The following is a 26,746-nucleotide window of genomic DNA, read 5'->3' on the forward strand; positions in this document are numbered from 1 at the left end:
TCCTTAATTTTCTTAATTTCTTAATGGTTTAAATTTAAAAAATATTGTTTTGTCAACATTTCAATTCAAACAATTTAACGTCAACCAAGACCGTTGCGCTATGAAAATTGGCACCGATAGTTTGTTACTTGGTGCTTGGTGTCCAATTGATAATCCCGAAGCTTCGGGACCTTTTTCGGTTTTGGATATTGGTGCTGGAACTGGCATTTTGTCTTTGATGTTGGCACAACGAAGTAATGCTGAACAAATCGACGCTATTGAAATTGACGAAAATGCCTTTGAACAATGTGTTGAGAATTTTGAAAGTTCTCCATGGAGCGACCGACTCTATTGTTATCATGCCGCTTTAGATGAATTTGTTGACGAAATGGAAGATGAAGAATACGATTTGATTATTTCCAACCCTCCGTTTTATTCCGAAGATTTCAAAACCGAAAACAAACAACGCGATGTAGCACGATTTCAAGACGCTTTGCCTTTTGAAGAATTGGTGGAGGCAGCACAACTCCTTCTCTCAGAAAACGGAATATTTGCTGTGATTATTCCTTTTAAAGAAGAAAAGCGCTTAATTGATTTGTGTGCTGAAGTGGAACTTTTTCCTGTGAAAGTGACTCGCGTAAAAGGATCGAAAACTACTCCAATCGTTCGAAGTTTATTGGCTTTCAAACGCTATGAATTGTCAGTTTTAGAAGCCAGCGAACTGGTGATCGAAATTAATCGTCAGGAATATACCGACGATTACATCGCTTTGACCAAAGATTTTTATTTGAAGATGTAGGCTTAACATTTTATAAAAACATTTAACAATCTCTTCTGATTATAAGCTCCTAGGTTTGTTTACTTTTAGATTTCTAAATATCTAACGTTACCTGACGCCTATGTCGAAATTTACTTTAGTCACTTTTTTATTCCTTTCCTATCTTTCCTATTCTCAAACTTCAAGACTCATTTATGGAAAAGTCTCTTATCTTGACAGTTATCAGAGGAATGTTGAGATAATTAATTTTACAACCAAAAAAATAACGCAAACCAATTCTGTTGGTGAATTTCAGATTGAAGCCAAAATTAATGACGTCCTTGTTTTACTCTCTGATAACTTTGCAGATCAAAAATACAAACTCACCCAAGAGGATTTTGAAAAAGAAGTTGTGTCAATCAAATTAATCGAAAAACCTATTGCACTAGAGGAAGTCGACATTGAACGGGTTAATGCCATAAAAAGTATAGATGTCTCTTATAATAATTTGAAGATAGCTAAAATTCAAAAAGATGCCGCAAGACCTAAGGTTGATGGTGTTTATACCGGCGAAATGGTAAATGCAATGGATTTTATACAAATTGGAAAAATGATTGGAAAATTATTTAAGGGCAAAAATTCGAAAAAAAATGCAAAAGAAGAACCAATGGGATTTAAGGAATATGCTCTTACCAACTTTAATCCATCGTTCTTTTCCAAAACATTGAAGTTAAAACCTGAAGAAACTTCTAGATTTCTTGCGTATTGTGAAAGTGATCCCAAATCAAAAACAGCAATCGAAAGCAATGATGAGCTAACTGTACTTGAATTTTTACTGAATAAAAAAACAGAATTTGACAAACTGAAATAGTTAAACCAAAACCCTAGCCCAGATAGTAGAGAAAATCCTTTTTCTTTTTTTCAAAAAGAAAAAGATTGAAACGAATAGCTGGAGATTGCTTCAAAACTTCGACTCCCGAAGCTTCGGGACAGTTTGACATAAAAATAACAATTGTTCATGGGAATTTTGGTTAAGATTCTTTAGCTTTGCAAACGTTTTCGTAAAACACTATACAGTTTACATTATACACTATACATTCTTATGAAACCAGACTTATTTCAAGCTCCAGATTATTATAATTTAGATGATTTACTAACCGAAGAACACAAATTAGTTCGTGATTCGGCTCGTGCTTGGGTGAAACGTGAAGTTTCTCCAATTATTGAAGACTATGCACAACGTGCTGAATTTCCGAAACAAATCATCAAAGGTTTGGGCGAAATTGGTGGTTTTGGCCCTTATATTCCAGAAGAATATGGTGGAGCTGGTTTAGACCAAATTTCGTATGGTTTAATCATGCAAGAAATTGAAAGAGGTGATTCGGGTGTTCGCTCAACATCTTCTGTTCAATCTTCTTTGGTAATGTATCCTATTTGGAAATTCGGAACCGAAGAACAACGCAAAAAATACTTGCCAAAACTAGCCACTGGTGAATTCATGGGATGCTTTGGTTTGACCGAACCCGATCATGGCTCTAATCCAGGCGGCATGACTACTAACTTTAAAGATATGGGCGATCATTATTTGTTGAATGGTGCGAAAATGTGGATTTCGAATGCGCCTTTCGCAGATGTTGCCGTGGTTTGGGCAAAAAATGAAGAAGGAAGAATTCACGGTTTAATTGTAGAGCGCGGAATGGATGGATTTACTACTCCAGAAACCCATAATAAATGGTCGCTTCGTGCTTCGGCCACTGGAGAATTAGTTTTTAATAACGTGAACGTTCCCAAAGAAAATTTGATGCCAGGAAAATCGGGATTAGGCGCACCAATGCAATGTTTGGACTCTGCTCGATATGGAATTGCTTGGGGTGCAATTGGTGCTGCGATGGATTGTTATGACACTGCTTTGCGTTATGCAAAAGAGCGTATTCAGTTTGACAAACCAATTGCTTCGTTTCAATTACAACAAAAGAAACTAGCCGAAATGATTACGGAAATTACCAAAGCGCAATTATTGACATGGCGTTTGGGAGTTTTGCGTAATGAAGGAAAAGCGACTACTGCTCAAATCTCGATGGCAAAACGCAACAATGTAATGATGGCTGTTGAAATTGCTCGCGAAGCACGTCAAATGCTGGGAGGAATGGGAATTACAGGCGAGTATTCAATCATGAGACATATGATGAATTTAGAATCAGTATTGACCTATGAAGGCACACACGATATTCATTTGTTAATTACTGGAGCTGACATTACTGGAATACCCGCTTTTAAATAAGATTAAACAATAGATAAAATTGATACAAAATGCTTCTCATTTAAGGGAAGCATTTTTACTTTTACACTGTTTCAAATCTTTAAAATTTTTTTTACCGTATATAGAAAAAAAACACGCTATGAATATTTCCATCATCAACCACAAAATCCAAGCGCAAAAAGAACAATTACTTCAACATACACTTTACGAAAAAGTAAAAAACATTGAAGACTTACATCAATTTTTGGAATGCCATGTCTATGCTGTTTGGGATTTTATGTCTTTATTGAAAGCATTGCAAAGTAAATTGACCTGCACGACGACGCCTTGGTTTGCCTCAAAAAATCCAGAAACAAGATATTTAATAAACGAAATTGTTTTGGCAGAGGAAAGCGATTTGACGTTGGACGGAAAGCGTTTGAGCCATTTTGAAATGTATGTGGAAGCGATGGAAAGTTGCGGAGCACAAACTCGTGAATTAGACGATTTTCTTCACGCTGTTATTGATACGAAAAATATTTTTATTGCTATTAAACAAAGTAATTTACATCCGAAAATAAAAGCATTCCTAGACTTTACTTTCCGAGTTATCGAAGAAGGAAAAACCCATAAAATTGCAGCGGCATTTACTTTTGGAAGAGAAGATTTGATTCCGAATATGTTTACCGAAATTTTGAGGAATTTCCAGCAGAACTTTCCGGAGACGGATTTGTCAAAATTAATTTATTATTTCGAAAGACACATCGAATTGGATGCAGACGAACATGGTCCGATGGCGATGCAAATGATTACCGAACTTTGTCAAGACGATATTCAAAAATGGAGTGATGTTGAAGAAGTTTCGATTTTAGCACTCGAAAAAAGAATTGGACTTTGGGATGCCATTGAAGAAAAAATCGAAGCTAGCTTAGCATTAGCTTAACTATGAAAGTTCTATTTAAAATAGCTTTTATTCTTTTTGCTTTGCTGGTTGTGAGTTGTAGTTCAGAGAACGATTCTGGTACTGAAATCATTCAGCCTAAAAACTATAAATACCTTGCTCTAGGAGACAGTTACACTATTGGAGAAAGTGTATGCCAAACCTGTCGCTTTCCGATACAATTGCAGGATAGTATAAAAAAACACATTACTGCAAACGATACGTTTCAAACCCAAGTTATTGCGCAAACGGGTTGGACCACTACCCATTTGAAGACGGCTATAGCCACTCAAAATCCAACAAACGATTTTGATTTGGTTACCCTTTTAATTGGGGTCAATAATCAGTATCAAAACCAACCGTTTAGTGTGTATGAACAAGAATTTCCTGAGTTAGTAAGTATTGCCATTCAAAAAGCCAAAGGAAAAAAAGAAAATGTCATTGTAGTATCGATTCCAGATTATGCGTATACGCCTTTTGGAAATGGAAATGCAACTATTTCAAGTCAATTAGATAATTATAACGCATTTGCTCAAAACTATTGTCTTGCGAACAATATAACTTTTATCAACATTACCGATATTACACGATTGGGTTTGCAACAGCCATATTTAGTCGCTTCAGATGGTCTGCATCCTTCAACCATTGCTTATACAAAGTTTGTGGAACGGATTTTGCCTAAGGCTAAAATGAAATTAGAAATTTATTGAATTGCTTTAAGGTTTAGTTGCTTTATTATAGTCTCTTCAAGATTTTTTGATACAATAGGTTTTGTAATAAAATCATCCATCCCATTTGAAATTGCTTTTACTTTATCTTCATCAAATGCGCTAGCAGTAACAGCAATAATTGGAGTTGAAAGTTTTTGATATTTTAATGATGATTTTATTTTAGCTGTGGCCTCAAAACCATCCATTTCGGGCATGTGCAAATCCATAAAAATCATATCATAATCATTTTCTTGATAAAGCAAAACAGCTTCTTTACCATTATTTGCGATATCTGATTTTATATTTATTTTTTCTAAAAGTTTATTTAAAACTTTTTGATTAATAATATTATCTTCAACAATTAAAGTTCTACTAATGATTATATGTTGTTTGCTATCCATATTATTTTCAGCATTTTCAAGATAAACTTCATTAAAATTTAACATAAATGGTATTTCAAAATTAAAACTTGATCCACCATTTTTTAACGTCATAATATTCAACTTAGTTCCTCCCATTAATTGTATTAGTTGGTTAGAGATTGTTAATCCTAATCCAGTTCCTCCATACTTTCTTGTTATTGACAAATCCTCTTGTTCAAATGCTAATAGCAGTTGCTCGGTTTTATTTGCATCAATCCCTATACCCGAGTCCATTACATTAAAACCTAAATATTGAACATCATCAACAATATTCAATAATTTTACTTCGAGTCTAACATCTCCTTTAGGTGTAAACTTTATTGCATTGTCTAATAGATTTATAAGGACTTGTTGTAATCGCAAATTATCTGCCAATACGTTACTTACTATTCCATCATCAAAAATAAAATGCAATTCAATATTTTTATCCTTAATTCTATATTCAAATAGTCTAATTAATTTGCTAAGCTCTTTTTTAAGATTTATTGGATATTGCTCTAATTTCATTTTTCCGGCTTCCATTTTAGAATGGTCTAAAATCATATTTACAAGCCCCAAAAGATGATCTGCACTGTGTTCAGCAATTTCAACATATTCTAATTGTTTATTTGATAACGACTTGGTTTTAAGCATATTTAACATTCCAATAACTCCATTAAGTGGCGATCTTATTTCGTGACTCATGTTTGCTAAAAACTGTGTTTTAAAAGTTGCACTTTTGTTTGCTCTATCTGTAGCTTGTTCAAGAAATTCAATATTATCAGTCAATTTTTCTTTTAAAACAATATAACTTTTTAAAAGAAAGTCTACTTCCCTAATTGTTGATTTTTTTGAAGTACTAATTGACTTATCTTTAAAATTTGATTTAATATAATTTGAAATGTCTGTGGTTAACAATTCAATATCTTTTGTGAAATAATTTGAAATATAAATACTTAAAAAGATTAGAATAATTGCAATTAAAATAGTTTGAAAAATTTGAAAATAAAATAAGGTGTTTTTCACTTCATTTACTTTACTTTTCGAGAGATTAATTATTTGAACAAAACAACCCTCAACATAAACATTCCAATAATTGATTTTACCATATAACCCTTCATTTGAAGTTAGTCCTAATTCTGAACTCTTTTTTACTAATTCTCTGAAATCATTATTATAATCATTAAGTAGTTGTTTAGTATAAGAGTCGTCTTGTTTTTGTTTAATGGTATTTGTTATGAGTTTGTCAAAATCAAGAAAATATATTTCCTCCGCTCTTAATAAGTAATCTTTTTCATGTCTACGAAGTTGAAGTAAAATAATTTTGTCTAATGAAGATTTGTTTTCTAATAAGTGTGCCTTATCTCTCATTTTTCCTTCATATCCATAATCTTTGAAACCTCGAACTAATGCAATTTCTTTAAATTTAATTACACTTTTATAAAGACTATCAATATCAGTTGATAGTTTTGTCATTGGTTGATTTATGTCAATGTTTAATATTCTCGACTCTTTAAGAATTTCTGTGACTATTACTTTTTGTTTTCTTAAATTATTGATATACAAGTCAATATCTTTTTGGTTTTTATCAATATAAAAGTCTTTTTCTTTATATCCTGTTAATAAAAAAGACTGGAAGTTTTTAATATTTGTACTGAAGTCTTTGGATACATTATACGTCTTATCAGTAAAATCATTTAATCTGCCTATTCTACCATCAATATAGGCATAAACCATAAACCAAATTATCATCAACACAAGGATTGTTGAAAACGCTAAAAATATTTGAACCCTAAAATAACGAAAATTATTAAATGAAATTTTCACTGAAATTGATTTATTTTGGCTAAAGTATTCATTCAATAATTTTTTTATATTACTTTATGATTATCAAATTATTAAAAAAAAATTAATTAAAAAACAAATCAAATTAATGCATTATTCTGGTGCCAATTCAATTTCCAATCCATCAATTGCAGTTGTTATTGGAATTTGACAACCCAAGCGAGAATTTTCTTTAACGTGATACGCTTCCGATAGCATCGCTTCTTCATCATCGTTGCGTTCCGTTTTTAAAACATCATTCAACACATAGCATTGGCAGGAAGCACATAGTGCCATTCCGCCGCAAATCCCGATGGTTCCTTCTTCGGCTAATTCATACATTCTAATAACTTCCATGAGGTTTAAGTTCATGTCGGTTGGTGCTTGAACTTGGTGAATTACTCCCTCGCGGTCTGTAATTTTAATGGTAATATCTTGTACCATTATTCTATCGATTTAACTACCGCTTTTTCCGCTTCTTTTCTTGTACCATCAAAGCCGTCAACTCCTGAAACGGTGGTGTATTTTAACACATATTTCTTTCCCGGGTTTAATCGTTGATACACACTTTGACACATTAATGTTGCTTCGTGAAAACCACACAAAATCAGTTTCAACTTTCCTGGATAAGTATTTACATCGCCAATGGCGTAAATACCCGGAATATTGGTTTGGTAATCTAATGCATTATTGACTTTTATCGCATTTTTTTCAATTTCCAAACCCCAATTTGCAATTGCACCAAGTTTAGGCGTCAATCCAAAAAGTGGAATAAAATAATCTGTTTCAATGGTTTCTTGATTACCATCTTTGCTTATAGTAATTGCATTCAAATGGTCTTCCCCGTGAAGCGAAACAACTTCTGCTGGTGTAATTAAATTTACGTAACCTAATTTTTTATATTCCTGAAGTTTTTCAACTGAGTCCAATGCGCCACGAAATTCGTTTCTTCTGTGAATTAAGGTAACTTTTGAAGCTACATCGGCTAAAAAAATACTCCAATCCAAAGCGGAATCACCGCCACCAGCAATAACTATTTTTTTATCTCTGAAAAATTCGGGATCTTTTACAAAATACTCAACTCCTTTTTCTTCATAAAAAGCAATATTTGGAATTTCGGGTTTTCTGGGTTCAAAAGTTCCCAGTCCGCCGGCAATTGCAATGGCTTTGGCGTGGTGTTTTGTTCCTTTATTTGTAGATACTATAAAGGTTCCGTCCTCTAACTTATCTATGGTTTCAGCCGTTTCAGAAAGTGTAAAACCGGGTTGAAACTGCTTGATTTGTTCCATTAAATTGTTGACCAAATCGCCTGCTAAAACATCCGGAAGACCCGGAATATCGTAGATGGGTTTTTTAGGATAGAGCTCCGACAATTGTCCACCTGGCTGAGGCAAAGCATCTATGATGTGGCATTTTAATTTTAATAATCCCGCTTCAAAAACTGTGAAAAGTCCTGTTGGTCCGGCACCGATTATTAGTATATCTGTTTCTAACATTCAGAAAAGTTTAAAGGTTTAGGGTTTAAGAGTTTAAAAGTTCTTAAATCATAAAATTAGGCAATATTCTCAACCGTTTCGATTTGTGGTGCGTATCTTTTTATAGTTGTTTCAACTCCTGCCTTCATCGTACTCATGCTCAAACTACAGGATGTGCAGGCGCCTTGAAGACGGACTTTTACATGTTTTTCGTCTTCTATAGAAACCAAACTAATATCTCCACCATCAGAATTCAGAAAGGGTCTGATTTCGCTCAATGCTTTTTCTATGTTTAGAGTTAATTCTTCGTTTGTCATATCTTTATTTTAGTTTTCAGTCGCAGTTTTCAGTCACAGAAAACAGTGGAAACTGTAAACTGTCACTGTAAACTGAATACTATTTTTTCACAGCGGAACATCCTGCCATGGTTGTAATTTTGATTGCTTCTGTTGGTGGTAAACTTTCGTTTCTGTTTACTGTTTCTTGAACCACATTTCGAGTAATTTCTTCAAATACTTTTTCAATTACCGATGCCGTTTGCAAAGCTGCTGGTCGACCATAATCTCCAGCTTCGCGAATGCTTTGCACTAATGGAACTTCACCTAAAAACGGCACTTGTAAATCTTCAGCTAAATTTTTTGCCCCTTCTTTTCCGAAAATGTAATATTTGTTATTTGGTAATTCTTCTGGAGTGAAGTATGCCATATTTTCTATAATTCCAAGAACAGGAACATTAATAGCATCTGATAAAAACATGGAAACACCTTTTTTTGCATCGGCCAAAGCTACCGCTTGTGGCGTACTTACTACAACTGCTCCTGTTATTGGTAACGATTGCATGATGGATAAATGGATATCGCCTGTTCCTGGTGGTAAATCAATTAACATAAAATCCAATTCACCCCAATCAGCATCAAAAATCATTTGGTTCAATGCTTTGGAAGCCATTGGTCCACGCCAAATTACAGCTTGACTTGGAGCTGTAAAAAATCCGATAGACAGAATTTTGATTTCATAACTTACAACCGGTTTCATTTTAGATTTGCCATTAACTTCAACAGAAATTGGCTTTTCATTTTCGACATCAAACATAATGGGCATAGATGGACCGTAAATATCGGCATCTAGGATTCCGACTTTGAAACCCATTTTTGCTAAGGTAACCGCTAAGTTTGCTGTTACTGTCGATTTCCCAACGCCACCTTTTCCTGAAGCTACAGCAATAATATTACTAATTCCTGGAATGGCTTTCCCTTTGATTTCATTAGGATTGGCGTGAGCTTCTACTTTGATGTTTACTTTTACAACAACATCAGGTGAAAAGTTGGAGTGGATTAGTTTTTTGATATCGTCTTCAGCGCGTTTTTTAATGTGCATGGCTGGTGTAGCAATGAGTAAATCTACAGTAACTTCGTTGCCAAAAATCAGTACGTTTTTAACTACGCCGCTTTCCACCATGTTTTTTCCTTCGCCCGCAATGGTGATGGTTTCCAATGCTGAAAGAATTTCTTTTCTATCTAATTTCATTTTTTGTTTGTGGTTTGTAGTTAATGGTTTATTGTACCAAAACTACTTTTATTTAAACTGAATATAGATTGCAAAGATACTTTGAAAAAGTTAATAGTGAAAAGGCAAAAGCCAAAAGTTTTGTTAATAAAAAAGAATGATTTTTTATAGTTATTTGTAAATTTTTTAAAAATTACGAAATAATTACAAACTACCTACTGACCACTAATCTCTGGCTGCCAAAAATGTTTCTCAAAATCGACGATTTGATTATTGACAACCTTGATTCCCTCATTTTCTAATAACTGTTGCATCAAGTTGGTACCATCAAAATGATGTTTGCCCGATAGCAATCCTTTCCTATTTACCACTCGGTGCGCAGGAACATTATCCATATTATGAGAGGCATTCATTGCCCAACCTACCATTCGAGCCGAACGTGCAGTTCCTAATGCTTTGGCTATGGCGCCGTAAGACGTTACTTTTCCTTCTGGAATTTGTCGAACTACAGTATACACTCTTTCGAAAAAATTGGTTTCCATTAGTTATACAGCAATTTAAAAAGGGTCACAAACGCCATAAAAGAAGTTACCGAACCAATGATGATATTTATATTTCTCATAAGGAATTCGGTCTTTTTTTCAATCTTTTTAAATGCTACAATGTAGGTGTAGAAGACCGTAAACGACCCTAAAACGACACCAATTACAAATTCAGCCACCGGAATTTTATCAAAACTAAAATAACCTGATGCTTGTAAACTCATGCTTGCAAATACATAAAACGGAATCGGTAATAAATTCAGTGTTGACAAAAGCATTCCTAATAAGAAGCGATTGGATTTACCTTTAACTTTCGCATCAGCTTTAATTTTTTTGGGTTTTTCGGCAATCCAGAAAAAATAGAAACTAAGAAGCGTAAAGATAAAAATTCCTATTTCCTGGAGCGTTGCTACTATTTCCTCATGATTACTTATAAATCGAGCAAATAGTACCGCGATAAAAGTTTGAAAAAATATGATTATAGAAGCGCCGAAAACAAAACGTAACGCTTCATTTTTACCATCTTGTGTACTCACTTTGGCTGCAGTCATATTGATTAAACCCGGAGGAATAACCGCCAAAAAAGCTATGAAAAAACCTAATACAAGAGGCAAAAAATAAGACATCTATTTGATTTTAAAGCGAATATACGTAATTGCTTTGTTGATTTCCAAATATTGATTTTCGTAAAAAGTCTGAATTGCCGTTACCTCGTTTGGTGCGCCTTCATTTTTATAGACATTATGATTGGCATACAACACTTCGTGGCCTTCACCATGCAATAATCCTAAAGTATATCCATGCATAAATTCACTGTCGGTTTTCAGGTTTACAATACCGTTTGGTTTCAATATTTTTTTATAAAGCTTTAGAAATTCTGAGTTGGTCATTCTATGCTTCGTTCGTTTGTATTTGATTTGAGGATCAGGAAACGTAATCCAAATCTCATCTACTTCGTTTTCGGCAAAAATGAAATTAATCAATTCGATTTGAGTTCGAACAAAAGCTACATTATTCATTTCTAAATCGACTGCCGTTTTAGCTCCACGCCAAAATCTCGCCCCTTTGATATCAATACCAACAAAGTTTTTGTTAGGATAACGTTCGGCTAACCCAAGGGAATATTCGCCTTTACCACAACCTAGTTCAATTATGATTGGATTATCATTTTTAAAAAATTCATTATTCCATTTTCCTAACAAAGGAAAATCACGACCTACAACCTCTTCTCTTGTTGGTTGAAAAACATTTTCAAAAGTTTCGTTTTCCTTAAAGCGTTTTAATTTATTCTTACTTCCCACAAACTTAATTTTTTGGTAAAATTAAGGAAATATACACTATTCAAAATCTTTTTTACTTTGCAATTATAAAACCGTAATTTCAACTCTTGAAAAATTCAACAAAAAATATTCTCGTAGCTCCTTTAAATTGGGGTTTGGGCCACGCCACTCGTTGTATTCCGATTATTCGGGAGTTGGAGAAAAATGGGTTCACACCAATTTTGGCATCTGATGGTGTTGCCTTGCAAATCCTTCAGAAAGAATTTCCGCATCTTCAATCGTTAACATTACCTTCATATGAAATTGAGTACTCCAAAAATGGCAGTGATTTCAAATGGAAACTGATTAAAAATAGTCCAAAAATGATCGACGCCATTTTTACCGAAAAGAAAATGGTCAAAAAATGGATTACAGAATATAACTTAAATGGTATCATTTCCGACAATCGTTTGGGTGTTTATAGCAAAAAAGTTCCGAGTGTTTTTATTACTCATCAATTGAATGTTTTATCGGGTAAAACAACTTGGATTTCGAGTAAACTACACCAATATTTTATCAAAAAATTTACAGAATGCTGGATACCCGATATTGAAAGAATGCCTAATCTTACGGGCAAACTAGGGCATTTGAAGAAAAATAATTTAAACTTTACCTACATTGGTCCATTAAGCCGATTGGAGCGAAAGAACCTTCCGATAAAATATGATTTAATGGTAGTCCTATCAGGGCCTGAACCACAAAGAACTTTATTAGAAGAAAAGCTTAAAAAAGAAGTCCTACAATTTCAAGGGAACGTAATTTTTATCAAAGGCATTATTGAACCAGAGCAAAAAATAGAACATGAAGGTAAGGTAACTTATTACAATTTCATGATATCAAATGAAATAGAAACTGCATTTAATGAAAGCACTATGGTGCTTTGTCGTTCAGGATACACCACCGTAATGGATTTGGCGAAATTAGGAAAAAAAGCATTTTTTATACCAACACCGGGACAATTTGAGCAAGAATATTTGGCAAAAAGATTCAAAAGAAATGGTTTTGCACCTTTTGCTAAACAGGAAAATTTTGAAATTGCAGATTTGAAAGATGCCAAATTATACCAAGGTTTGCCTCAACTAAAAAAAGAAATTCACTGGAAGCAATTATTCATTCTTTTCGAGGGTGAATGAAAATTCAGAACCTTTTCCGAATTCGCTTTCAATATAGATTTTTTCTCCGTGAGCTTCAATAATGTGCTTTACTATAGATAATCCAAGCCCAGAACCTCCTTCATTTCTTGAACCACTTTTGTCCACTCTAAAAAAGCGTTCAAATAGTCGAGGGATATTTTGTCTTTCTATTCCTTCTCCATTATCTCTTATCCTAACAATGATTTTATCGTTTACTAAATCCTCAACAGTGATTTCGGTTGTGCCATTTTCTTTTCCGTATTTTATGGAATTCATTATGAGGTTGGAAAGTACTTGCTGAATTTTTTCCTGATCGGCAAAAACATATATTGGTCTACTATATCGTCTGTCAAACATCAAGATTATATTCTTTTTGTCGGCCGTCATTTCTAGTAAATCGAAAACGCTTTGAATTAATTCAGTAATATTGAATTTGGACAGTTCTAGATTCACATCGCCCATTTCCAGTTTGGAAATCATGTCTAAATCTTCAACAATATAAATCAATCGTTCTACGCCTTTTTCGGCGCGCTCCAAATATTTTTTACGAACACTTTTGTCATTAATGGCGCCATCAATTAGTGTAGAGAGATAGCCTTGTACTGTAAACAAGGGTGTTTTTAGTTCGTGTGAAACATTGCCAAGAAATTCTCTTCTGTATTCTTCACGGACTTTTAGGGTTTCTATTTCGAGTTTTTTATCGGTGGCGAACTTTTTAACCTGTTTGGTTAACGTTTCCATGTCGGTAGTAATAGGTTGACTACGAAACGATGTTGATTCGAGCAATGATACATCATCGTATATTTTTTTTACTCTACGATAAATGAATCTTTCTACACGATATTGAATAACAAAGAATGAAAAGGTAGCATTGCAAATTGCAAAAACCAATACAATTGGAAAAGAAAATTCATTAAAAAACCACAACAAAATCGAAAGAAAACCTGAGGAAAAAATAGTAATATAAGCCGTTGAAACTAAAGCAAACGTATAGGTTTTCTTAAATTTTATTTTCATTTATACTTCTAATTTATAGCCTACCCCTTTGATGGTTTTAAACAAATCATCTCCAATTTTTTCTCGAAGTTTTCTGATGTGCACATCAATGGTTCTACCACCAACAATGACTTCGTTACCCCAAACTTTATCAAGAATCTCTTCTCGTTTGAAAACTTTTCCCGGCTTTGAAGCTAAGAGATAGAATAGCTCAAACTCTTTGCGTGGAAGAACAATTGCTTGATTATCTTTGATGATTTTATATTCTTCTCTATTGATTTCAATGCCCCCAACATTAAGTGTTTCCGATGTATGTTCGTCACTTTTCAAACGACGAAGTAAGGCTTTTACTTTGCTTACTAATAATTTTGGTTTGATGGGTTTTGTAATATAATCATCGGCACCAGCATCAAAACCAGCTACTTGTGAATAGTCTTCACTTCTTGCTGTTAAAAAAGCAATGATAACATTACTTAATTCCGGCAGTTTTCGAATGTTTTCGCAAGCTTCCATTCCGTCCATTTCGGGCATCATTACATCCATAATGATGAGTTGAGGTAATTCTTTTTTGGCTTTTGCTATGGCCTCTTTACCGTTGGAAGCGGTTACAATTTGATACCCTTCCTGAGAAAGATTATACCCTACGATTTCGAGGATATCTTGCTCATCATCAACTAATAAAATTTTAATGTCTTTTTTTTTCATAACGGACACAATTATTTTGTGAATGTAAATGTAAAGATAATACAAAATGAATTGTTTTTTTAAACGGGACTTAACTGTTATTTAATTTGTTAACATTTTGATAATGCTAAATGAACGAAATGGTAATACTAAAGTAACATGCTCTTTACATTGTGTTGGTTCCTTTGCACCAAAATTAAACAAGACAAAATGAAACTTAAATTAATTGTTACTTTTTTACTATTAACGGTTCTTGGTTATGCTCAACCCGAGACGCAGTCGAACGGAGCGAAGCTAAACAAAGGAACAATTACTGGAACCTTAACCGATAAAGATTTAAACAATGAATCTTTACCTTTTGCTAATGTTGTATTGAAAGGTACTACTATTGGAGTAACTACTGACGACAAAGGAAAATATTCTATTTCAGTTGAAGCAGGAACCTATACTATTCAGTTTAGCTTTTTAGGATACGAAAACATAGAGGAAAAAGTGGAAGTAAAAGCTGGTGAAACGGTAACTATTAATAAAGCGCTAGGCTCAGGTAGCTATCAGTTAAAAGATGTGGTTATTCAAAATACAGTAAGTAGAGAAAAAGAAACGGCACTTTTAATGGAGCAAAAAAACGCAGTTGAAATTAAGCAAAGTATTGGTGCTCAGGAAATGTCACGTAAAGGAGTTAGTGATGTAGAAGAAGGATTAACTAAAATCACTGGATTTACAAAAGTAGAAGATCGTGGATTATTTATTCGTGGATTAGAAGATCGATACAATAATTTACTATTAAATGGCATGGCAATTCCTTCTAACAGTCCATTTAAAAAAATAATCCCATTAAATTTGTTTCCAACTGACATTGTTGGATTTATGGATGTTTTCAAAACATTTAATCCCGATATTTATGGAGATTTTGCTGGTGGAACAGTTAATATCAATACATCTCAAGGAAATCAAAGTCAAACCAAAATTAATTTTGGAACAGGTTTAACTACAAACAATAATTTATCAAACTTTGCAATGGCGTCGGATGCGTCGGATGCAAAAAACTTCTTTGGCTTTGGAGGAAACAATAGGGATTTACCGAGTGCTTTTGGAAATATACCAACAGGACAAATAAATAATGATTTCAATTCAAATTTTAATGTTACCGAATATTCAGCTCCATTAAATACTAGCTTTGGAATTACCCATACAGGTAAATTTACTATTGGAAAAAACAATGCTAAATTAAACTATATTTTTTCTTCTAATTTTGAAAATAGATACCAAATTAGAGAAGGTGTTGATAGAATATTTACACAAGGAAACCAAGGAATATATGACAATGATTTGAAAAGAACTCAAAATAAATTTCAAACTCAGAGTTCTACTTTAATTGGATTACAATACAAAACAGATCGTTTAAAATTGTCTTCAAATGCTTTGTTTCTTCGTTCTACAGAAAACTTAATTCAAGACCAAGTTGGTTATACGCGAACAAATGTTCAAAATCCGAATGAAATAATTAGACTTAACCAATATGAACAATCTGATTATTTGAATTTTCAAACTTATGGCAGTTACAAAATTACTGCAGACGACAAACATTCTGTAAAGGCTGGTATTTCATTTTCAAAAACAACTTTCGAGCAACCTGATAGAAAATTTATTAATGGAACGCTAATTAACGATACTACCATACAAACTAGTTATGGTGGAAATCATTTAATTCGTCAGTTCTTAAAAGTTGAAGGGAATTACTTCTTATCTGGTTTAGCAGAATATTCTCTTAAATTTGGAAAGAAAGAACAAAAAAACAAATTGTCAATTGGTTTTAATGGATATGCAGAAGACTTGGCAACTACCTATCGTTTCATTTTTGGTAGACCAAACACTTCAGCAAGTCCTCAAAACATAACTTTAAATTTTATTGATACAGCTCTTGAAAATGACTTGTCAAACAATGTTTTTTCATTTAGAGAAGAATCTAATGCCGATTATAAAACAAAAATATTTCAAAATGTAGTAGCTGGTTATAGCAATCTTTTTCTGCCAATAAGCGAAAAATTTGAAACTAACATTGGTATCAGAACTGAAAACACTATTCGCGAATTAAAATTCAGACCTATTACAGACCCAATTAATTCTCCTTTCAGAAAACAGGAATATAATAAATTAGATATCTTACCTTCTGTGAATGCCAAATACAAGTTGAGTGAAAAAAGCAATATTAGAATGGCAGTTGGAAAAACAATCACAAGACCTGTTTTGATGGAAGCAATTCCTATTCAATATGTAAATGCTGATGGAACTACAGAAAGAGGAAATCAAAATTTAGTAAACTCTGAAAATTATAATGCTGATATTAAGTTTGAGATTTTCCCAACTAACAAAGAATTATTTGCCGCAACACTATTTACAAAGTTTATTGACAAACCAATAGAAAGAACTATTGAAGCTGCTGCTACTGGTAGTGGTCAAATAATTACCTATTTCAATAATGAAAGTGCTACCTTATTTGGAGCGGAATTAGAGTTATTGCTACAGCTTTCTAGATTGAATGAAAACCTAGATGGATTCTCTTTCGGATTCAACACGTCATTAATGTATACCAATGCCAAAGTGGATAAAAATCGTCAAGGGTATTTTGACACATTCGAACAAAGACAATTGCAAGGTGCTTCCAATTGGTTAATCAATTCGGATTTAAAATATGAATTTGATTTTAATGAAAAATGGAAAAATACTGTAACACTTGTATACAGCGTTTTTGGCGAAAGAATTTATGCTGTTGGAATAGCAGGTCTTGACCATATCTACGAAAAACCTTTTAATAAACTAGATTTGGTTTGGGGTAGTAAAATAGCAAAAAAATGGGATGTGAAATTTGGTATCGATAATATTTTAAACCCTTTATACAGAAGATCACTTGGAGATGAAAGTAAAATTGCGATAAACGAGCCATCATTAGATTTACTAACATTTAGACGAGGAACTGGTTTTTCACTTAATATAGGATACACTTTTTAAATAAAAAGTTCTAATTAAAACCAATCCTTGTGATTGGTTTTTTTATTTACAATTAGTAAACTTTTTGTTTACAAATTAATAATCAATTACTAACACTATATTAACAGTGTCATAACCATTACAAAATTTGACAAACGTATTTTTGTCCAAGAAATTTAAAACTAAACAAAATGAAAAAAATTTTTGGTACGCTTGTACTTTTAGGCACATTATTTACCGGTTGTTCAAGTGATGATGATTCTACTTTGCAACCTGTAGAAGGAGAAATTACAGGTTCAATTACGACTAATAGAACTTTTGCTTTTGGAAACTACACATTAAATGGAATTGTTACAATTGAAAGTGGTGTAACTGTAACATTTGATGCTGGATCTACTATCACCGCAAATCAAACAAGTGGTGTTGATGCTTTAGTTGTTAAAAATGGTGGTAAACTAATTATAAACGGAACTTCTTCGTCTCCTGTGGTATTTACAGAAACTTCAAAAGTACCAGGTTCTTGGGGAGGAATTATTATGTATGGTGACGCTCCAATTAACGGAGCTGGTGGTGTTGCAACAAAGACTTCTGAAGATGGATTAGCATTATCTTACGGAGGAACTAATCCTGCACACAATGGAGGTACACTTCGCTATGTTAGAGTAGAGTATGCAGGTAAAAAAATTACAGACGGTACAAGTGAGATGAATGGATTCTCTTTTTACTCAGTTGGTTCAGGAACCATACTTGAAAACTTAGTGTCTTATAAAGGTGCTGATGATGGTTATGAATTTTATGGTGGAACCGTAAGTGCTAGAAACTTAATTTCTTATGGTAATTTCGATGACTCTTTTGACTGGCAAGACGGATGGAGAGGTGAAAACAATACTAACTGGTATGCTTTTCAAACAGGTACAGGAAACTTCGGTATGGAGATAGAGTCATCAAATAACAATAATGCTTATTTTCCTAAAGTTTCAAATATTACTTTAAAAAGAAATACAGGAACACAAACGGAAGGTGGTTCTTCTGCAGCTGAGTACGATGCTATTCAATTCAAAAAAGAAGGTAATGGTGAATTTACTAATATCGTAATCTCTGGTTATACTACTGCAAATTCTACAGCTGTTCGTATTCAAGATAACAATACGAATACTAACCAAGTGAATGGTGGAAAAATAAAACTGTTCAATGTAAAAATAAACGATGGTACTTCTCAAGCTGCTGGCGCTGGTACTGTAGTTGTTAACTTTATGTCCGAAAACTATACTATAAGCAATGCTGCTACTGGAGCAGCACTTACAAATGGTGCTTGGGCAACAGTAGATGGTGTAAATCTTATTCAATAATTGAATATAATTCTCAAAAAACTCCTTCTCAAAAAGAAGGAGTTTTTTTTTGGTATACTATTTGAAATGTTTTTTATATATTTGTAACAACCAAATTGAAGTCATGGCTAAAAACTACTTTTATAGTATTCTATTTTTTCTTGCTTTTTCGTTTACTGGGTTTGCCCAAGACGGAAAACCGCAAGGCGAAAGTTTAGGGTTTTATCCTAACCCGGTTAGTAATGGTAAAATTTACATCACCTCTAAAACAAGCTTAGACAAAGAAGTGTTGATATTTGATGTGTTGGGTAAAAAAGTATTACAAACAACCATTTCTTCTCGAGAACTAAACATCGCTTCTATACCTCCTGGAGTATACATCATCAAAATTACCGAAGGCGATACTACCGCCACTAGAAAACTAATTGTCAGATAGTTAAACTTTTTGAAAATTAATCTTCAATTAATCATTTTTTTACATTCTTTTTTTTCGCAACCGAAATTTGTGCTTATCTTTGTACGCTAATTAAATTTAAAAAAATGAAAAAAATTTACTCTTTATTACTTTTGGCGTTAACTACAGTGTCTTTTGGACAAGTTTTCTCCGATAACTTAAATTATGCTGATAATTCACTTTTAACTGCAAATGGATGGACTGCTCATAGTGGAGCTAATTCTAATTCACCTGACGTTGGAACATCAAATGGATTAACATATACTGGCTATTCAGGATTAACGGGTGTTTCAGCTGCTGTTGTTGGAAATGCTGCACAACTTGATAATAATGGAGAAGATGTCAATAAACTATTCACAGCACCAGTAACCACAGGAACTTTATATTATTCATTTTTAGTAAATGTAGTTTCTGGAGATGCGGGATATTTTACACATTTAGGAAATGGTACAAACTTTACCGCAAGAGTTTTTGTAAAGCCATCCGCAAACGCTGGTAAAATTAATTTTGGTATTTCTAATACAGGTACAGCTTCTTATGCTACTGTTCCAACAGATTTTGATTTAAACACAACGTATTTAATAATTGTTAAATATGATGTTTCGACAACTGGCGCTGCGAGCATTTGGGTTAAATCGGCTGGAGTTCCAGCAACCGAAGCTGCAGCAGGTGCACCTGAACATTCTACTTCTGCTTCTGGAGTTGCTAACGTTGCTGCCGTTTATTTACGTCAATACTCAGCTACTCAAAATATCATAGTTGATGGGATTTTGGTATATTCAACTTGGTTTGGCGCTACACCTTGTGCGCTAACTTTAAATACTGAGACTGTTGCTTGTGATGCTATTACTTTAGGAATTGACACTTACACTGCTACAATACCTTATACAGGTGGAAATACAGGGACTTATAATTTATCCTCTAATTTTGGAACTGTTGGTGGAGACAACCCATCTACAACTGCCACTGGAAATATTACAATTTCTGGTATTACTGAAGGTGTAAACGTCACTTTAACGGTTACTGGCACATGTGGTTTTACAAAACTTGTAGCTGCTCCTGTTTGTAAACCTGTTAATCCATTACCTTTCAGTGAATCTTTTCCTTATACAATAGGAAACTCATTAAATGGAGAGCAAAAATGGACTGCTGTTAATACAGGTGATAATATTTTAATTGCTTCAGGCAGTATGTCATACCCTGGAATTACTGCAACAGGAAATTCAATTACTTTTGTAGGACAAGGTGCTGAGTCACGAACTTTATTCACAAGCACTAATACAGGATATGTCTACGCTTCATTTATTGTGACGGCTAGTGATTTAGCAAATGTTACAACAGATTTAGCAAATACTTACTTTGCTGTATTTACTGATGCTACTGGAGCAACAACTAATGCAAGAGTTTGGATTAGAAAAAACGGAGCACAATACCAATATGGTTTAGGTTCAGGTTCTGCTCCTACAGATTGGGATCCAATCTTATACAACGCTGGCGATGTTCAATACGTTGTTTTAAGCTATGACTTTACAGGCAATACTTTGTCATTATTTATTAACCCAACTATTGGTGGAAGTGCTGCTCCAACAGTAGCAGTAACGCCAACTACTGCTTATGCTAATTTTGGTGGTTTCCTGTTCAGACAAGACACAAATACGACTACACCAACAATGTTGGTAGATGAATTGAGAATTGATGTAACTCCTAACTTTACATTAGGTACTTCATCAAACGAAATAACTGGTTTGCAACTATATCCAAACCCAGTTTCAAACGGAACATTATTCATCGAAACTACTGCTAACGCTAGTAAAACAGTGGCTGTTTATGACGTACTAGGGAAACTAGTTTTAAACACAACTACTTCTGATAGTACTGTTAATGTTAGTGCTTTACATACTGGAATTTATATAGTGAATATTACCGAAGAAGGAAAAACAGCTTCAAGAAAATTGGTTATTAAATAATTGATTTTAACTATATCAAAAAGCTCTAGTCTCGTTATAAAACGAGATTAGGGCTTTTTTATTTTCATTACTTTTGCCACAAAGTAAAAACTTATCCCTTGATAAATCCACAAGACCTATTTACCATTTCATCCCACAAACAATTTGAAAAAATGGCGCTGAAAGTTTTTCGTTTCCAATACGAAAGTAACTTGGTTTATCATGAGTTTTGTGATTTTTTAAATACGGATGTTCAAAAAGTAAAATCATTAGAACAAATTCCGTTTTTACCGATTCAGTTTTTTAGAAGCCATGAAATCGTTTCTACGACAGATGCCATTCAAGAAATCTTTACCAGTAGTGGCACAACGGGAACGATTACGAGCAAACACTTGGTTACCGATGTTTCTCTTTATGAACAAAGCTATCAAAATGCCTTTTCTTCATTTTATGGCAATATTGAAGATTATGTGGTTTTAGCATTACTCCCATCCTATTTAGAGCGCAGTGGTTCGTCGTTGATTTATATGGTTAAGGATTTAATCGAACTTTCTAATAATGAACACAGCGGCTTCTATTTGCGGAATTATGATGAATTAATTACCAAATTAGTTGCATTGGATAATACGGGTCAAAATGTAATCTTAATTGGCGTTACTTATGCTTTGTTAGATTTGATTGAACAGCATAAATTCCAATTAAAAAATACCATCATCATGGAAACCGGAGGGATGAAAGGCAAACGCAAAGAAATGATTCGGGAAGAACTACACGAAAAATTATGTAAAGGTTTTGGTGTTTCTAGTATTCATTCCGAATATGGAATGACCGAATTATTATCGCAAGCGTATTCACTAGGTAATGGCATTTTCGAATGTCCGGCGTGGATGCAAGTTTTAATTCGCGATACCGAAGATGCTTTGACCTATGTTGATAATGGAAAAACGGGTGGTATAAATGTCATTGACTTAGCCAACATTAATTCGTGTTCTTTTATTGCCACACAAGATTTGGGCAAAAAACAGCCCAATCAACCAGCAGGCAAACACGCAGGTTCATTTGAAGTATTGGGACGATTTGATAATGCTGATATTCGGGGTTGTAACCTACTGGTTATTTAATAAAGTCATTTTACCCTTAGTGCGCTTAGTGAAAAACCTTCGTGGCCTTCGTGGTTAAACAATCCTAATCACAAAATAATTCTTCTTCCCGCGTTGCAGCAATACAAACTGATTGTTAATCACATCTTTTGGAGTCAACTGAAATTCTTCGGTTATTTTTTCTTTATTTACTGCAATCGAATTAGCTGCCAAAGCCCTTCTCGCCTCGCCATTCGATTTCAAAAATCCTGATTTTTCATTCAATACATCCACAATATTGATTCCTAATTCTATCTCTTTTCTTGAAATTTCCGACTGCGGCACACCATCAAAAACTTCTAAAAATGTCGCTTCATCCAATTGCTTCAAATCATCAGCAGTAGCATTTCCGAACAAAATATTTGATGCCTGAATGGCTTTATCTAACTCCGCTTTTCCATGAACCAATATCGTTACTTCTTCCGCTAATCTTCTTTGCAACACTCTTAAATGAGCCGCTTCTTTATGTTCCGCAATCAAAGCATCAATAATAGCTTTATCCAAAAATGTAAAAATCTTTATATACTTTTCCGAATCTTCATCCGAAGTATTCAACCAAAACTGGTAAAATTTATACACCGAAGTCTTATCAGCATCCAACCAAATGTTTCCACCTTCCGATTTCCCAAATTTTGAACCATCCGTTTTGGTAATTAAAGGCGTAGTCAACGCAAATGCTTTTGCGTCGGTATTCGGATTCATGCGTCGAACCAATTCGGTTCCCGTTGTAATGTTTCCCCATTGGTCAGAACCGCCCATTTGCAACACGCAATTATAATGCTTATGCAAATGGTAAAAATCATAACCCTGAATCAATTGATAGGTAAACTCCGTAAACGACATTCCATCACCCGTTTCGCCCGACAAACGTTTCTTTACCGAATCCTTTGCCATCATATAATTTACGGTAATTCTTTTGCCAACTTCACGAGCAAAATCAATGAAAGTAAACGACTTCATCCAATCGTAATTATTTACCATAATCGGAGCATTGGCCCCCGTTTGATTAAAATCTAAAAAGCGCGACAGCACTCTTTTTATTCCGGCCACATTCTTTGCTAACTGCTCTTCGTTAAGCAAATTACGCTCATCCGATTTCCCCGAAGGATCTCCAATCATACCCGTAGCGCCACCAACCAAAGCAATCGGTTTGTGTCCAAAATTTTTCAAATGAAGTAGCAAAATGATCTGCACCATACTACCAATATGCAACGAATCGGCCGTCGGATCAAATCCAATATAAGCGGTCGTAACTTCCTTAAGCAATTGTTCTTCGGTTCCAGGCATGCTGTCATGGTACAAGCCACGCCATTTTAATTCTTCTACAAGATTTTCCATTTTACAAACAAATTTGCCGTAAATATAAGCAGAATTGGGAATTAGGATTATGGAATTAAGGATTTTTAAATTAAGGATTTTATGGAAGCGAACCTGCCTGCCTGCCGGCAGGCAGGTTCCTGCTTTCCGTTATATTTTACACCTGTCAGGTTTTAAAAACCTGACAGGTGTAAAGATGCCACTCCAATCAGGGCTAGAAGAAAGACTATCAGTGTACTTTTTATCAAATCTACTTATCTAAAAATCTAACACACGAGCGAAGCGAACTGACGGAGTAATCTATTATCTTTACCACATGATTTTAGTCACAGGCGGAACAGGCTTAGTTGGAGCACATTTACTGCTGCATTTGGCAGAGAGTGAATCTACTATTCGCGCTATTTATAGAGAATCGAAATCTATCGAAAAAACCAAATCCCTTTTTCAAAGCTATCAAAAAGAATCATTATTTCCTAAAATTGATTGGATACAAGCTGATATTATTGATGTTCCTTCCTTAGCAATAGCATTCAAGAATATAGATTACGTATACCATTGTGCCGGGTTGATTTCGTATGATCCAAATGATGAAAGTAAACTTCGAAAAGTTAACATTGAAGGAACGGCCAATATGGTCAATTTTTGCATAGAATACAAAATAAAAAAACTCTGTCATGTGAGCTCCATCGCTGCATTAGGAAGTTTAGCACCTCATGAAAATGCTATTGATGAAGAAACCGAGTGGAATCCAGAAGCGCCCCACAGTGATTATGCCATTTCTAAATACGGTGCCGAAATTGAAGTTTGGCGAGGACAACAAGAAGGATTGAATGTTGTTATTGTAAATCCAGGTGTTATTTTTGGCACTGGTTTTTTGAATCAAGGCAGTGGTCTGTTTTTTTCTGCCATAAAAAAAGGATTCCCATTTTACACCAAGGGAACTTCTGCTTATGTTGGTGTGACTGATGTTGTTAGTATTATGATGCATCTAATGAAAAGCGATATTGTAAGTGAACGATTTATTGTAGTTGCTGAAAATAATTCCTTTAAAAAAATAATCTTTGACATTGCCGAAAACCTTGAGGTTAAAAAACCAAAATTTGAGGCAAAACCTTGGGTTTTAAGCATCGCTTGGCGATTGGATTGGATACTGGCAACCATTTTTAGAACCAAAAGAACGCTCTCAAAATATAGTGCCCATTCACTACTTTCTTCCGAACGTATATCGAACCAAAAAATAAAAAATGCTTTGAATTTTGAATTTCAAAGCATTGCTAGTGTCATTAAAGAAGTGACTTCTTTGCAAAAATAATTATTGTACTTGAGGCACATCTTGATTTGGTGGTGAAACAGAAGTTGATGGAACTTGCTGGCTATTATTAGTTGCTCCTTCTGTTTTTGATGTCTCTTTGCTAAGTCTTTCTTTAACTTTCTCAAACATCTTTTTATATTCTTCGATATCTGAAGCATAATATTTATTACTTTTTACAAATTGGATACTGTCAATTTTATACTTCTTGTATATATATTCACTTCCAGCTTTACTAGTTATTCCACCATCAATATTCTGACTTTTGATTGCTTCTAACAATGAAATGTCGTACAAAATGTCGACCATCTTATCTTTCGCAATTAAGTTCTTAGGTTTTGCAACTGGAGTGTCATTACAACTGATAACCAAAAAAACACAACAAACTAATACTATAAATTTCTTCATTTTCTTACTATTATCTATTAAAAAGCAGTCGCTTTCCAACGTGAATGTCTTTTACTTTAAAATTCTGATAAACTAATTCCCCATTTACTAAAGTATGCGTAATACGTGATTTAAAGTTATATCCTTCAAAAGGCGACCAGCCACATTTTGCTAAAATATTTTCTCTCTTAACATTCCATGGTGATGAAGGATTTACAATAACCAAATCAGCATAAAAGCCTACTTTGATAAAGCCACGTTTTTCAATTTTGAAAATTTTAGCTGGATTATGACACATTTTTTCGACTATTTTCTCCACTGATATTTTCCCTTGATGGTTGGCTTCAAACATGGCTACCACTGCATGTTGAACTAACGGACCGCCTGATGGTGCTTTGGTATACACTTGTTGTTTTTCTTCTAAAGTGTGCGGCGCATGGTCGGTAGCAATAACGTCAATTCTGTCGTCTAACAGGGCTTCCCAAAGCGCTTTTCTATCTTCAGAAGATTTTACAGCAGGATTCCATTTAATCAGATTGCCTTTAGTAGCATAATCTTCGTCTGAAAACCAAAGATGATGAATACAAACTTCGGCTGTAATTTGTTTCTCTTCTAAAGGAATTTTATTAGTAAACAACTCCAACTCTTTTGCAGTAGAAATATGAAAAACATGAAGTCTGGCTCCGGTCCTTTTTGCTAATTCAATAATTTTTACAGTCGATTTATAACATGCTTCTACACTTCTAATTTCAGGATGAAACTTTACTGGTATGTCTTCCCCGAATTGTAATTTATAACGTTCTAAATTCGCTTTCACAGTACCTTCATCTTCACTATGAACAGCAATTAGCAATTTGGTGTTAGAAAATATTTTCTCCAAAGCTTCTGAACTGTCTACAAGCATATCTCCAGTCGAAGAGCCAAGAAACAGTTTAATACCAGCGACATTTTTGGGGTTTGTTTTTAATAATTCTTCTAAATTATCATTGGTTCCGCCCATCATAAAAGAATAATTGGCATGAGACGTTTTGGCTGCAATTTTATATTTTTCTTCTAATATTTCTTGAGTAACGGCATTTGGAACGGTATTGGGTTGCTCAATAAAAGAAGTGATTCCGCCAGCAACAGCTGCTGCGCTTTCAGATTCGATATCGCCTTTGTGCGTTAAACCTGGCTCTCTAAAATGCACTTGATCGTCTATAGCTCCCGGAATTAAATAATTACCTTCGGCATCTATAATTTTACAACTGGTGGATTTTGGGCTGATGCTTTCCGAAATTTCAACAATAAATTCATTTTCAATCAAAACATCTCCTTCAAAAATGGTTCCTTCGTTTACAATCTTCGCATTTTTTATTAAAACGGTATTCATT

25 protein-coding genes are annotated in these 26,746 nt (G+C 34.0%); 12 read left to right on the forward strand and 13 right to left on the reverse strand.

All coding sequences use genetic code 11. The features are described from left to right. Positions 1 to 100 precede the first annotated feature (100 nt). The 5 genes from ACIQ2L_RS01380 to ACIQ2L_RS01400 all read left to right on the forward strand — a co-directional run bounded on the left by ACIQ2L_RS01380 (position 101) and on the right by ACIQ2L_RS01400 (position 4,625). A complete protein-coding gene (locus ACIQ2L_RS01380; protein ID WP_396155965.1) occupies positions 101 to 778 on the forward strand; it encodes a tRNA1(Val) (adenine(37)-N6)-methyltransferase in 678 nt (225 codons plus the stop codon). Positions 779 to 878: 100 nt separating this feature from the next. Next, positions 879 to 1,607: a hypothetical protein gene (locus ACIQ2L_RS01385; protein ID WP_396155684.1), complete on the forward strand. Its 729-nt coding sequence runs from the start codon at positions 879 to 881 to the stop codon at positions 1,605 to 1,607. Positions 1,608 to 1,838: 231 nt separating this feature from the next. Then, positions 1,839 to 3,017, forward strand: a complete 1,179-nt coding sequence (locus ACIQ2L_RS01390) for an acyl-CoA dehydrogenase family protein (RefSeq protein ID WP_396155686.1) — start codon at positions 1,839 to 1,841, stop codon at positions 3,015 to 3,017. A gap of 118 nt (positions 3,018 to 3,135) precedes the next feature. After that, on the forward strand, positions 3,136 to 3,918 hold the full coding sequence (locus ACIQ2L_RS01395) for a DUF3050 domain-containing protein (RefSeq protein WP_396155688.1): 783 nt from the start codon (positions 3,136 to 3,138) through the stop codon (positions 3,916 to 3,918). Between the two features lie 2 nt (positions 3,919 to 3,920). Next, positions 3,921 to 4,625, forward strand: a complete 705-nt coding sequence (locus tag ACIQ2L_RS01400; RefSeq protein WP_396155690.1) for an SGNH/GDSL hydrolase family protein — start codon at positions 3,921 to 3,923, stop codon at positions 4,623 to 4,625. On the opposite strand, the gene ACIQ2L_RS01405 is transcribed toward ACIQ2L_RS01400, so the two are convergent. From ACIQ2L_RS01405 to trmB, 8 genes are all read right to left on the reverse strand, one after another. Next, positions 4,619 to 6,853 carry a response regulator gene (locus ACIQ2L_RS01405; protein WP_396155692.1) on the reverse strand — a complete coding sequence of 745 codons (2,235 nt, stop codon included), beginning with the start codon at positions 6,851 to 6,853 and terminating at the stop codon, positions 4,619 to 4,621. The genes ACIQ2L_RS01400 and ACIQ2L_RS01405 overlap by 7 nt on opposite strands. A 111-nt stretch (positions 6,854 to 6,964) precedes the next feature. Continuing rightward, on the reverse strand, positions 6,965 to 7,294 hold the full coding sequence (locus tag ACIQ2L_RS01410) for a 2Fe-2S iron-sulfur cluster-binding protein (RefSeq protein WP_396155694.1): 330 nt from the start codon (positions 7,292 to 7,294) through the stop codon (positions 6,965 to 6,967). Further along, on the reverse strand, positions 7,294 to 8,346 hold the full coding sequence (locus tag ACIQ2L_RS01415) for an NAD(P)/FAD-dependent oxidoreductase (protein ID WP_396155696.1): 1,053 nt from the start codon (positions 8,344 to 8,346) through the stop codon (positions 7,294 to 7,296). The genes ACIQ2L_RS01410 and ACIQ2L_RS01415 overlap by 1 nt, the downstream gene beginning before the upstream one ends. Positions 8,347 to 8,402: 56 nt before the next feature. After that, positions 8,403 to 8,642 (reverse strand): NifU family protein, encoded by a 240-nt coding sequence (locus ACIQ2L_RS01420; RefSeq protein ID WP_396155698.1) that lies wholly within the window; start codon positions 8,640 to 8,642, stop codon positions 8,403 to 8,405. A 79-nt stretch (positions 8,643 to 8,721) separates the two neighbouring features. After that, positions 8,722 to 9,852 carry a P-loop NTPase gene (locus tag ACIQ2L_RS01425; protein ID WP_396155700.1) on the reverse strand — a complete coding sequence of 377 codons (1,131 nt, stop codon included), beginning with the start codon at positions 9,850 to 9,852 and terminating at the stop codon, positions 8,722 to 8,724. A gap of 194 nt (positions 9,853 to 10,046) precedes the next feature. After that, positions 10,047 to 10,373 carry an MGMT family protein gene (locus ACIQ2L_RS01430; protein WP_396155702.1) on the reverse strand — a complete coding sequence of 109 codons (327 nt, stop codon included), beginning with the start codon at positions 10,371 to 10,373 and terminating at the stop codon, positions 10,047 to 10,049. Next, positions 10,373 to 10,999: a LysE family transporter gene (locus tag ACIQ2L_RS01435; protein ID WP_396155704.1), complete on the reverse strand. Its 627-nt coding sequence runs from the start codon at positions 10,997 to 10,999 to the stop codon at positions 10,373 to 10,375. The genes ACIQ2L_RS01430 and ACIQ2L_RS01435 overlap by 1 nt, the downstream gene beginning before the upstream one ends. Then, on the reverse strand, positions 11,000 to 11,674 hold the full coding sequence (trmB, locus tag ACIQ2L_RS01440; protein ID WP_396155706.1) for a tRNA (guanosine(46)-N7)-methyltransferase TrmB: 675 nt from the start codon (positions 11,672 to 11,674) through the stop codon (positions 11,000 to 11,002). It abuts the gene before it with no gap. A gap of 86 nt (positions 11,675 to 11,760) precedes the next feature. Between trmB and ACIQ2L_RS01445 the strand changes: the two genes are divergently transcribed. Beyond that, the gene (locus tag ACIQ2L_RS01445; protein WP_396155708.1) at positions 11,761 to 12,825 is read left to right on the forward strand and encodes a glycosyltransferase; all 1,065 of its coding nucleotides are present in this window, start codon (positions 11,761 to 11,763) and stop codon (positions 12,823 to 12,825) included. On the opposite strand, the gene ACIQ2L_RS01450 is transcribed toward ACIQ2L_RS01445, so the two are convergent. Together ACIQ2L_RS01450 and ACIQ2L_RS01455 are read right to left on the reverse strand one after the other, a co-directional pair. Next, positions 12,799 to 13,842, reverse strand: coding sequence for a sensor histidine kinase (locus ACIQ2L_RS01450; RefSeq protein ID WP_396155710.1), 1,044 nt, complete (start codon positions 13,840 to 13,842; stop codon positions 12,799 to 12,801). The two genes, ACIQ2L_RS01445 and ACIQ2L_RS01450, sit on opposite strands and share 27 nt — an antisense overlap. Further along, positions 13,843 to 14,526 (reverse strand): response regulator transcription factor, encoded by a 684-nt coding sequence (locus tag ACIQ2L_RS01455; protein WP_396155712.1) that lies wholly within the window; start codon positions 14,524 to 14,526, stop codon positions 13,843 to 13,845. A 189-nt stretch (positions 14,527 to 14,715) separates the two neighbouring features. Here ACIQ2L_RS01455 and ACIQ2L_RS01460 point away from each other — a divergent pair, with 189 nt between their 5' ends. From ACIQ2L_RS01460 to ACIQ2L_RS01480, 5 genes are all read left to right on the forward strand, one after another. After that, complete coding sequence (locus ACIQ2L_RS01460) at positions 14,716 to 17,514, forward strand: carboxypeptidase-like regulatory domain-containing protein (RefSeq protein ID WP_396155714.1); 2,799 nt, start codon at positions 14,716 to 14,718, stop codon at positions 17,512 to 17,514. 170 nt (positions 17,515 to 17,684) lie between these two features. Continuing rightward, positions 17,685 to 18,842: an RICIN domain-containing protein gene (locus tag ACIQ2L_RS01465; protein WP_396155716.1), complete on the forward strand. Its 1,158-nt coding sequence runs from the start codon at positions 17,685 to 17,687 to the stop codon at positions 18,840 to 18,842. Positions 18,843 to 18,945: 103 nt separating this feature from the next. Beyond that, complete coding sequence (locus ACIQ2L_RS01470; RefSeq protein ID WP_396155718.1) at positions 18,946 to 19,257, forward strand: T9SS type A sorting domain-containing protein; 312 nt, start codon at positions 18,946 to 18,948, stop codon at positions 19,255 to 19,257. 104 nt (positions 19,258 to 19,361) lie between these two features. Further along, on the forward strand, positions 19,362 to 21,242 hold the full coding sequence (locus tag ACIQ2L_RS01475) for a T9SS type A sorting domain-containing protein (protein WP_396155720.1): 1,881 nt from the start codon (positions 19,362 to 19,364) through the stop codon (positions 21,240 to 21,242). A gap of 98 nt (positions 21,243 to 21,340) precedes the next feature. Continuing rightward, entirely contained in the window at positions 21,341 to 22,342 is a 1,002-nt protein-coding gene (locus ACIQ2L_RS01480) for an acyl transferase (RefSeq protein ID WP_396155722.1), read from the forward strand. A gap of 54 nt (positions 22,343 to 22,396) precedes the next feature. On the opposite strand, the gene tyrS is transcribed toward ACIQ2L_RS01480, so the two are convergent. Further along, positions 22,397 to 23,698 (reverse strand): tyrosine--tRNA ligase, encoded by a 1,302-nt coding sequence (gene tyrS, locus ACIQ2L_RS01485; protein ID WP_396155724.1) that lies wholly within the window; start codon positions 23,696 to 23,698, stop codon positions 22,397 to 22,399. A 295-nt stretch (positions 23,699 to 23,993) separates the two neighbouring features. On the opposite strand from tyrS, the gene ACIQ2L_RS01490 reads away from it, so the two are divergent. Beyond that, the gene (locus ACIQ2L_RS01490) at positions 23,994 to 24,989 is read left to right on the forward strand and encodes an NAD-dependent epimerase/dehydratase family protein (protein WP_396155726.1); all 996 of its coding nucleotides are present in this window, start codon (positions 23,994 to 23,996) and stop codon (positions 24,987 to 24,989) included. On the opposite strand, the gene ACIQ2L_RS01495 is transcribed toward ACIQ2L_RS01490, so the two are convergent. After that, positions 24,990 to 25,394: a DUF4296 domain-containing protein gene (locus tag ACIQ2L_RS01495; protein ID WP_396155728.1), complete on the reverse strand. Its 405-nt coding sequence runs from the start codon at positions 25,392 to 25,394 to the stop codon at positions 24,990 to 24,992. Positions 25,395 to 25,404: 10 nt separating this feature from the next. Beyond that, positions 25,405 to 26,745 carry a dihydroorotase gene (locus tag ACIQ2L_RS01500; protein ID WP_396155730.1) on the reverse strand — a complete coding sequence of 447 codons (1,341 nt, stop codon included), beginning with the start codon at positions 26,743 to 26,745 and terminating at the stop codon, positions 25,405 to 25,407. Position 26,746: the final 1 nt, after the last annotated feature.

Origin of the sequence: Flavobacterium sp. (genome assembly GCF_044369455.1) — a bacterium.
Lineage (GTDB): Bacteria > Bacteroidota > Bacteroidia > Flavobacteriales > Flavobacteriaceae > Flavobacterium.